The sequence below is a fragment of the Acidimicrobiales bacterium genome, assembly GCA_022452035.1.
Lineage (GTDB): Bacteria > Actinomycetota > Acidimicrobiia > Acidimicrobiales > MedAcidi-G1 > UBA9410.
In genome coordinates, this window is sequence record JAKURV010000045.1 from 1 (window position 1) to 8,506 (window position 8,506).

General features: G+C 67.3%; 8 protein-coding genes. 6 read left to right on the forward strand and 2 right to left on the reverse strand.

The window, feature by feature from the left end; translation table 11 throughout:
- A partial coding sequence (locus tag MK181_10520) for a D-alanyl-D-alanine carboxypeptidase (protein ID MCH2420232.1) occupies positions 1–529 on the reverse strand: 529 nt, incomplete at its 3' end.
- A 45-nt stretch (positions 530–574) separates the two neighbouring features.
- Here MK181_10520 and MK181_10525 point away from each other — a divergent pair.
- The 6 genes from MK181_10525 to MK181_10550 all read left to right on the forward strand — a co-directional run bounded on the left by MK181_10525 (position 575) and on the right by MK181_10550 (position 8,192).
- On the forward strand, positions 575–970 hold the full coding sequence (locus MK181_10525) for a hypothetical protein (GenBank protein ID MCH2420233.1): 396 nt from the start codon (positions 575–577) through the stop codon (positions 968–970).
- On the forward strand, positions 960–2,093 hold the full coding sequence (locus tag MK181_10530; GenBank protein ID MCH2420234.1) for an FIST C-terminal domain-containing protein: 1,134 nt from the start codon (positions 960–962) through the stop codon (positions 2,091–2,093). The genes MK181_10525 and MK181_10530 overlap by 11 nt, the downstream gene beginning before the upstream one ends.
- A gap of 99 nt (positions 2,094–2,192) precedes the next feature.
- Positions 2,193–4,181, forward strand: a complete 1,989-nt coding sequence (tkt, locus tag MK181_10535; GenBank protein ID MCH2420235.1) for a transketolase — start codon at positions 2,193–2,195, stop codon at positions 4,179–4,181.
- A gap of 16 nt (positions 4,182–4,197) precedes the next feature.
- Positions 4,198–5,286, forward strand: a complete 1,089-nt coding sequence (tal, locus tag MK181_10540; GenBank protein ID MCH2420236.1) for a transaldolase — start codon at positions 4,198–4,200, stop codon at positions 5,284–5,286.
- A 57-nt stretch (positions 5,287–5,343) separates the two neighbouring features.
- Complete coding sequence (locus MK181_10545) at positions 5,344–5,805, forward strand: helix-turn-helix transcriptional regulator (protein ID MCH2420237.1); 462 nt, start codon at positions 5,344–5,346, stop codon at positions 5,803–5,805.
- Positions 5,802–8,192 carry a bifunctional FO biosynthesis protein CofGH gene (locus tag MK181_10550; protein MCH2420238.1) on the forward strand — a complete coding sequence of 797 codons (2,391 nt, stop codon included), beginning with the start codon at positions 5,802–5,804 and terminating at the stop codon, positions 8,190–8,192. The genes MK181_10545 and MK181_10550 overlap by 4 nt, the downstream gene beginning before the upstream one ends.
- A 20-nt stretch (positions 8,193–8,212) precedes the next feature.
- On the opposite strand, the gene MK181_10555 is transcribed toward MK181_10550, so the two are convergent.
- On the reverse strand, positions 8,213–8,413 hold the full coding sequence (locus MK181_10555) for a hypothetical protein (GenBank protein MCH2420239.1): 201 nt from the start codon (positions 8,411–8,413) through the stop codon (positions 8,213–8,215).
- Between the last annotated feature and the right edge of the window lie 93 nt (positions 8,414–8,506).

Consider the following 8,506-nt stretch of genomic DNA (forward strand, 5'->3'; position numbering starts at 1 on the left):
GTGCCAGGTCGTCCAGGTCTGTGTAGACACGAGGCTCCTCATATAGATAGGCATAGTCGGCTGTCATCAGGAGAGGGTCACCGCCACCGACTAGCCACACGTCGCCGTCCACCACGCCGTCCAGCGGGGCCAACTCGGCAAGCACTGTTGTCGTCAGTACGGCATCCGGGCCAAGGTGGCGGCGCGCCGCCATGCCGGTGAGGAGTTTCTGTGCACTAGCTGGGGTCATGGGAAGGCCTGGGTCCACAGAGAACAGAGACCGTCCGTGTTCGGACACCTCCACACACGTAGATGGAGGAAGTAGCGCCGCCGAGCCGGCCAGAGCGGTCTGGAGGTTCCGTTCGGCGGTCGGTGCCTGCAGGAACTGCGGAACCCGACGTACAGAGAACAGTGGAGTGGCCACCCTTGCCGGAACAGGGGCCAAGCCGGGCCCGTCACCGGCGGCCTGGCGGTCGGTCCGCTGTGCCTGAACCCCGGTCATGACCGCCACCGTGAATAGGAGTAGCGGGAGGACCAGGCGCCTGTTCACGGGGCGCCATGCTACGGGTCGCGCGCTCTCGTCTAGGTTCGCTACATGCAGATCCTCGCCGCCCTCTTTTTTGAGGGACTGGACCTCCGCCAGTTGCCCGGCGGAGCCACCCACATCGACCTGACCGGCATCCAGTTCAGTGCTCCGGCTCCCGGTCCGCTGCCCGTGACGTGTTCCCCCCACCTAATCGTGGTGGTCCGCTGCCCTAACGAACATTCCGGGCAAGCCGTTCTGGAGGTGGTCTTTACGAGGGAGGGTGAGCAGTTGGCCCGTAACGTCCAGCCGCTGACCGTGGAACCCGGGCGATTCGGCTACCGCCTGGTCCGGGCCGAGTTGGAGTTCGAGGACTTCGGTATGGTCGAGGCGGCCTGTCGAATCGACCAAGGCCCAACCACCGTCGTGCCCTACACCCTTCTCCCCCCGGCACCCGATGCCCCCTGATCGGGTGCGCTACGCGGCCGCCCTCTCAGAGCACCCCGATCCCGGCGTGGCCATCGGCGAGGTAGTCGGCCAAGTCCTAGATCGGCTGGGCCCCTCCCCCGACCTGGCTGTCCTGTTCACCACGGGGAACCACGCTGCGACCGCCCCCCGGCTGGCCCGAGTAGTTCGACAGACCCTGGCACCGGAGCACCTGGTCGGTGGTACAGCGGTGGCCGTACTCGCCCACCGCCAGGAGGTCGAGGAGTCTCCCGGCCTCGCCCTGTGGGCGGGACGTACCGGGCCAGTGACCACTGTCCGATACGAGGGACCTCACCCAGAGGTGTCCGTGCCGGACGGAAGCACCATCGTGCTGGTGGCCGACCCGTTCACACTGGACGCGGCCGAAATGGCCGCCGCGGTGGGTCCGGATGTGACCATGGTCGGAGGCCTGGCCTCAGCTGGGAACCGGCCCGGCGAAAACCGTCTACTGCTGGACGACGAAGCGTTCACCGATGGCGGAGTCGCCGTAGTCCTTCCACCGGGGCTCGGCACCCGGGCCGTGGTGGCCCCGGGTTGCCGTCCGGTTGGCGACCCCTACGTGGTGACCGGAAGCGACGGGAACCTCCTACTCTCCCTGGGCGGTCGACCCGCTCTGGAGCGCCTCCGGGAGGTCCTCGACGCCGCCGATGATCAGACCCGGGATCGACTCCGTCGGGGGCTCCACGTGGGCCTAGTCATCGACGAGCACAGGGAGGCCTACGAAAGCGGCGACTTTCTCGTACGGGCGGTCCTAGGGGCCGACCGATCCTCGGGTGCGGTGGCCATCGGGGACCGGGCCGCGATCGGGACAACCGTCCAGTTCCAGGTCCGCGACGCCGATGCCGCCACAGCCGACCTTCGGGGACGGCTCCGCGGTCTCCAGGCCAGCGGAGCGTTGGTCTTCACCTGCAACGGGCGGGGCAGCCACCTGTTCGGCAGCCCCGGCCACGACGCTCGGCACTTTACGGACGGCCTTGGAACCACCGCCGTGGCGGGCATGTTCTGTGCGGGCGAGATCGGCCCGGTGGGGCCAGGCCACCACCTCCACGGCTTTACCGCCTCGGCTCTCCTGTTCGATGCGATCACCTCCGCTCCGACCGCCTGACCGGCGCCGGAATGGTCGCCGAGGCGCTGGAGGGTCGCGGATAGTGTGCCGTCGGTACAGGCGAGCAGGGGCCGACGCGGCATTGGCTGAGGTGGGATCATGACGGACGCCAGGCTCGCCGGAACGGACGCCGACGGCGCGCTCGAGTCTCTCGCCATCGACGTGGTCCGGGGCTTGGCCATGGACGCACCCCACGCCGCTCGGTCGGGCCATCAGGGCACCGCCATGGCCCTGGCCCCTCTGGCCCACGTTCTTTGGACGCGGATCCTGAACTACGACGCCCAAGATCCCGCCTGGCCGGACCGAGATCGGTTCATTCTCTCGGCCGGCCACGCCTCAATCCTCCTGTACTCGATGCTCCACCTAACCGGCCACGGCTTGTCTCTGAACGACCTCCGCGACTTCCGCCAGTGGGGCTCTGCCACCCCCGGCCATCCCGAGGTCGGCTGCACCGCCGGTGTCGAGGTCACCACCGGGCCCCTCGGCCAGGGACTCGCAAACGCGGTGGGCATGGCTATCGCCGAGCGCAACCTGCGAGCCAGATTCAGTCCCGACCTCTGCGACCATCGAACCTTCGTAGTGTGTGGTGACGGCGACCTGGCCGAGGGCATCAGCCATGAGGCCTCCTCCCTGGCCGGTCACCAGGGCCTGGGCCGGCTGGTCGCCATCTACGACGACAACCACGTGACGATCGACGGCCCCACCGAGTTGGCTCTATCGGACGACGCGGCGGACCGATTTCGCGCCTATGGCTGGCACGTGCTGGACCTCGGTGAGGCGGCTGAGGATCTTGACGCCATCGAGAACGCCTTGCGCGAGGCCATGGCCGTCGAGGAACGCCCTTCCCTGGTGATCCTCCGGAGCCATATCGGCCATCCCTCGCCCGATGTCGACTCGTCGGCGGTCCACGGCTACTCCCTGACCGACGACGGGATCACTGCGACGAAGGCCCGGATGGGCCTGCCCGGGGCCGAGGCGTTCTGGGTCCCCGACGACGTCTTGGCCCTATACCGCCAGGCTGGCCGACGCGGTGCTGATACGCGGGCGGACTGGGAGCAACGCCTAGAGCAGTTCACCGGTGACCGTGCAGCGTGGGACGCCGCTCAGGGCGGTCGGGGCGTCGCCGGCTGGGCCGACGTCCTCCCGTCATGGGAAGCCGGAGCGGCCGTAGCCACCCGAAAGGCCGGAAACGCCTGCATCCAGGCTCTGCTCGACGTCGTCCCAGGGCTGATGGGCGGCGGAGCCGACCTCACCGGCAACACGGGCACCACCATCCTTGGCCATGGTGTCCAGGGCCCCGACTGTCCCGAGGGACGCCAGCTGTTCTTCGGCGTCCGGGAGCACGCCATGGGGGCCATCTGCAACGGCCTGGCCCTCCACGGTGGGATGCTCCCCGTCAATGGGACCTTCCTGGTGTTCAGCGACTACATGCGAGGAGCCGTCCGCCTGGCTGCCCTCAGCGGAGCCCGGACGGTCTTTGTCTGGAGCCATGACTCGGTGGGCGTCGGCGAGGACGGCCCCACCCATCAACCGGTAGAGCACGCTGCTGCCCTGCGGGCTATCCCCGACCTTCCCGTATTCCGCCCGGCTGACGCCAACGAGACCGTCGGGGTCTGGCGCCACATCGTCGAGGCCGACGGCCCTACCGCCCTTTTGCTGACCCGGCAGGACGTACCGGTGCTTTCGGGCACCGACGACCACCGGGCGGTGGCCCGCGGTGGCTACGCGCTAGCCGAACCGGACTCCGATCCCGACGTGATCCTGATCGGGACGGGCAGCGAGGTGGCTGTAGCGCTAGACGCCGCGGCCACTCTGACGGCCGCCGGTCGCTCTGTGCGTGTGGTCTCCATGCCCTGCACCGAGCTCTTCGCCGCTCAGGACGACGCCTACCGGAACGCGGTTCTGCCACCCGGGGTTCCCACAGTCTCCGTCGAAGCCGGAGTGACGTTCGGCTGGGAACGCTGGGCCGACCGCTCCGTGGGAATCGACCGGTTTGGCGCCTCAGCACCGGGCGCGCGTGTCATGGCCGAGTTGGGTATTACCGCCACCGCCGTAGTCGATGCCGCAGAATCCCTTCTGACCGCCTGAAACGCGGAGGCTCCTCATGAACCGTCTGCACGAGCTGTTCGCCCGCGAGGGACAGAGTCCGTGGTTGGACAACTTGAAGCGCAGCTGGATTGCCTCCGGTGAGCTTGAACGATGGGTCGAGCGGGGCGCTCGAGGCATCACCTCCAACCCGTCCATCTTCCAGAAGGCGATGACCGGGACCGACGCCTACGACGACCAACTCCGGGCCCTGGCCGGATCGGGAGCCTCCGTGGAGGAGATCTACTGGGAACTCGTGGTGCGCGACATCCTTGATGCCCTCGAGGTGCTCCGTCCTGTCCACGAGGCGTCTGAAGGCCTCGACGGGTACGTCTCGGTCGAGGTCGATCCACGTCTTGCGCCCGACACCACAGGCACGATCCAGGCGGCTCGCGAACTTCACACCCGGATAAACCGGCCAAACCTGTACGTGAAGATCCCGGCCACCGCCGAGGGAATCCCGGCCATCCGCCAGATGATCTCCGAAGGTCGGAGTGTCAACGTCACCCTCATCTTCTCCTTAGACCGCTACCGAGAGGTCATGGAGGCCTACTTCTCCGGCCTGGAGGCCTGTCCGGGTGACCTCTCGGGAGTGTCGTCGGTGGCCTCGTTCTTCATCAGTCGAACCGACAGCGAGGTGGATCGCCGACTCAACGCCCTTGGAACCCCCGAGGCCCTGGCCCTGCGGGGCCGGACGGCCGTCGCGCAGGGACAGGTGGCCTACGACATGTTCCAAGGGGAGTTCAGCGGCCCCCGATGGGCTGCCCTCGTCGATCGCGGAGCCCAGGTCCAGCGACCTCTCTGGGCATCCACCTCGACCAAGAACCCGGCCTACCCCGACACTCTCTACGTGGACAACCTCATCGGACCCGACACAGTCAACACCCTGCCCGACGCCACCCTTGAGGCATTCGCCGACCATGGGACGGTGGCCCGGACCGTGGACGCCGATCCGGCAGCCGCACACGATCTCCTCCGGGCGGTGGACGGTGCCGGCGTTGACCTGGTCGACGTCTCCCGGGTTCTGGAGGAGGAAGGGGTGGCAGCCTTCGTCGCCTCGTTCGATGATCTGCTCGCCGACCTGACCGCCAAGGTTCGTTCCTTCTAGTCCGGTTCGTACCCCAGGAGTAGGTTTCGAAACGCAACGGACTGCTACAGTCCGGCGATGTCTGACACCCCACCGACTGAGGGATGTTCCATCGCCGCCACGCTGGCCGCTGTCGGGGACCGCTGGACGCTCCTGATCCTGCGAGACCTCTTCCGTGGGGTCCGACGGTTCGAGCGCCTCCACCGCGATCTGGGCATTGCCCGGAACCTGCTCACCGATCGGCTGCAGAAGCTCATCGACATGGGCATCGTTCACCGGGTGCCGTACCAGGACCGGCCCGTCCGCAACGAATACCGGTTAACGGCCAAGGGGGTCGACCTCTCCCCCGCCCTGGTGGCTCTCATGGGTTGGGGAGACCGCTGGTACGCGGCCGACGGCCCGCCCACGGTGCTGGTCCACGACGCATGCGGCACCCCGTTGGACCAGGCCGTGTCCTGTCCCCACTGCCACGAGGCGGTCGGCCCCACCCACATCCGGAGTCGACCCGGCCCCGGCAGCACCGTCGGAGCTCTCCTGTGACCCCGGCCGATCTCAAGAGCGACGCGTTGTTAGAAGCCGCCAGGGCCATCCGGGACACCCACCACGGCACTCGGATCACCTACAGCCCGAAGGTCTTCATTCCTCTGACCATGCTGTGCCGAGACCGGTGCGGATACTGCACCTTCGCCCAGCCTCCGGCCCGCCTCCAGACGCCCTACCTCAGCCCTGACGAGGTCCTGGCCATCGCCCACCGGGGCGCCTCAGCCGGATGTCACGAAGCGTTGTTTACACTCGGCGAGCGCCCCGAGCTCCGGTACCCGGTCGCCGCCGACTGGCTGTCCCGCCACGGACACGGATCCACGCTGGAGTACCTGGAGGCTATGGCCGACCTAGTCCTGGCTGAGACTGGACTGCTCCCACACGCCAACGCCGGCGCGCTCCATTTCGAAGAACTAGCTGCCCTCCGGCGGGTCTCACCATCCCAAGGGATGATGGTAGAGAACCTCGTCGAGGACCTGGACTGCCACCGTGGTGCACCGGACAAACTGCCGGCCCGCCGGCTGGCCACCCTGGAGGCGGCGGGACAACTCTCCATCCCATTCACCACCGGGATTCTGATCGGAATTGGCGAGGACCGGGACGATCGGATCGCCGCCCTAGAGGCCATCGCTGCGTCGCATAGACGACACGGGCACATCCAGGAGGTCATAGTCCAAAACTTCCTCCCGAAGCCCGGTACCGCCATGCACGCCTCTCCGGCCTGTCCGACCGACCAGTACCTGGATGCCGTGGCGCTAGCCCGTTTGATCCTCCCTCCAGAGATCCACCTTCAGGCTCCGCCTAACCTGTCGGACGACTTCGGCATGCTGCTCGATGCGGGGATCGACGACTGGGGGGGCGTCTCGCCCGTCACCGCCGACCACGTGAATCCTGAGCGACCCTGGCCACACCTGGATCGGCTCCGTGCGGCCACCGAGCAACGGGGCTTCGCTCTGGCCCCCCGCCTCACCGTCTACCCGGAGTACGTCCAGGACCCCGACCGCTGGCTTCACCCAGACATCCATTTCCCAGTCGCTGACCGTAGCGACGCCGAAGGGCTGGGCCGCGACGATCCCGGGTCGCTCTTCCCGGAGGCCATCGAGGAGATCATTGCCGCCGACGGTGCAGAGGTCCGTCAGGTCGGGCACCGATCCACGGCGTGGTATTCCGGGGTGCCGGTCTCCCCCACCATCCTTGTCCCAGCGAGAAGCGCGGCCCGGGGTCGGATCCGCGAAGTCCTCGACGGAGTCCTGGCCGGGGAACAGGCCGGACACCACGAGTTGCTAGCCCTCTTCCGGGCCCGCGGGCCCGAGGTAGCCGCCGTTGCCGAAGTAGCCGACGAGCTTCGCCGTCGGACCGTCGGAGACCAGGTCACCTGGGTGGCCAACCGGAATATCAACTACACAAATGTATGCACATACAAGTGTCGGTTCTGCGGCTTCTCCAAGGGGCCCCTGTCTCTCAACCTCCGGGGCACCCCCTACCTCCTGACCCTGGACGAGATTGCCGGACGGGCCGCTGACGCTGCTCGTATGGGTGCCACCGAGGTGTGCCTGCAGGGCGGAATCCACCCCGACTTTGACGGCAATTACTACATCGACGTCACCCGGGCCGTACGTGACGCCGTACCCGACATCCACGTCCACGGCTTCACCGCCCTGGAGGTAACCGAGGGTGCCCGCCGCCTCGGCGAGCCTCTAGCCGACTACCTGCGGCGGGCGAAGGACGCTGGTCTCCGTTCACTTCCCGGGACGGCGGCCGAAATCCTCGACGACGAGATCCGCCAGGTTCTATGTCCAGACAAGATCACCACCGACGAGTGGCTAGAGGCCCACCGCACCGCCCACGCACTCGGTATCCGCTCCAACGTCACCATCATGTTCGGATCCGTGGAACATCCCGAGCACTGGGTCCGCCACCTGCTCCGGTGCCGCGACCTCCAGGAGGAAACCGGCGGTTTTACCGAGTTCGTCGGCCTGCCGTTTGTCCACATGGCCTCACCGATCTACCTGCAGCGCCGCTCCCGCCGAGGTCCGACATTCCGGGAGACCCTCCTCATGCATGCCGTGGCCCGAATCGCCTATCACGGGCTCATCGACAATGTGCAGGCTTCCTGGGTCAAGATTGGCTTCGACGGGGTGCGCCAGCTACTGCGTTCGGGGGTCAATGACTTGGGTGGAACCCTGATGGACGAGAACATCTCCCGGGCCGCAGGGGCAGAACACGGTCAGCTGGTAACCCGCGACGATCTGGAAGAACTCGTGGCACCCCTTGGACGAACCCTCGTCCAGAGGACCACTCTCTACGGCCCGGTCGAGCGGGGTCACCGCCTCGAGGTCACCCGCCGGCACGACGGACGCGCCCTCCTCCCCGTGGTCGGCGCCTGAGGACTTCGACCCCCTGCGGGCTACTGGTTGTCGTCCGGCTCCGCTAGGAGATATGCGGCTTTCTCAACCGCCCTGCGGGCCCGGGTCAAGCGCCGCTCGTCTACCGGCAACTCGTCTCCACCAACATCGATCGACTCCCGTAGTCGCTGGATGGCCAAATCAGCCAGTTCTTCGGCGATGGCCTCCAACCGGGACCGGATCTCGTCGAACTCACCCGCCATCGCCCACCGACTCTCCGATCCCGACCTCGGCAGGATCTTCCCTGAGGGCCTCGGACAAGAGTTCCATAGGGTGGCGAACGTCCACGCCCGCTG

Excerpts from the sequence above, each read along its gene's own strand:
- tkt (MCH2420235.1), top strand. The coding sequence starts at position 2,193 with ATGACGGACGCCAGGCTCGCCGGAACGGACGCCGACGGCGCGCTCGAG.
- MK181_10525 (MCH2420233.1), top strand. The coding sequence starts at position 575 with ATGCAGATCCTCGCCGCCCTCTTTTTTGAGGGACTGGACCTCCGCCAG.
- MK181_10530 (MCH2420234.1), top strand. The coding sequence starts at position 960 with ATGCCCCCTGATCGGGTGCGCTACGCGGCCGCCCTCTCAGAGCACCCC.
- MK181_10545 (MCH2420237.1), top strand. The coding sequence starts at position 5,344 with ATGTCTGACACCCCACCGACTGAGGGATGTTCCATCGCCGCCACGCTG.
- MK181_10555 (MCH2420239.1), bottom strand. The coding sequence starts at position 8,413 with ATGGCGGGTGAGTTCGACGAGATCCGGTCCCGGTTGGAGGCCATCGCC.
- tal (MCH2420236.1), top strand. The coding sequence starts at position 4,198 with ATGAACCGTCTGCACGAGCTGTTCGCCCGCGAGGGACAGAGTCCGTGG.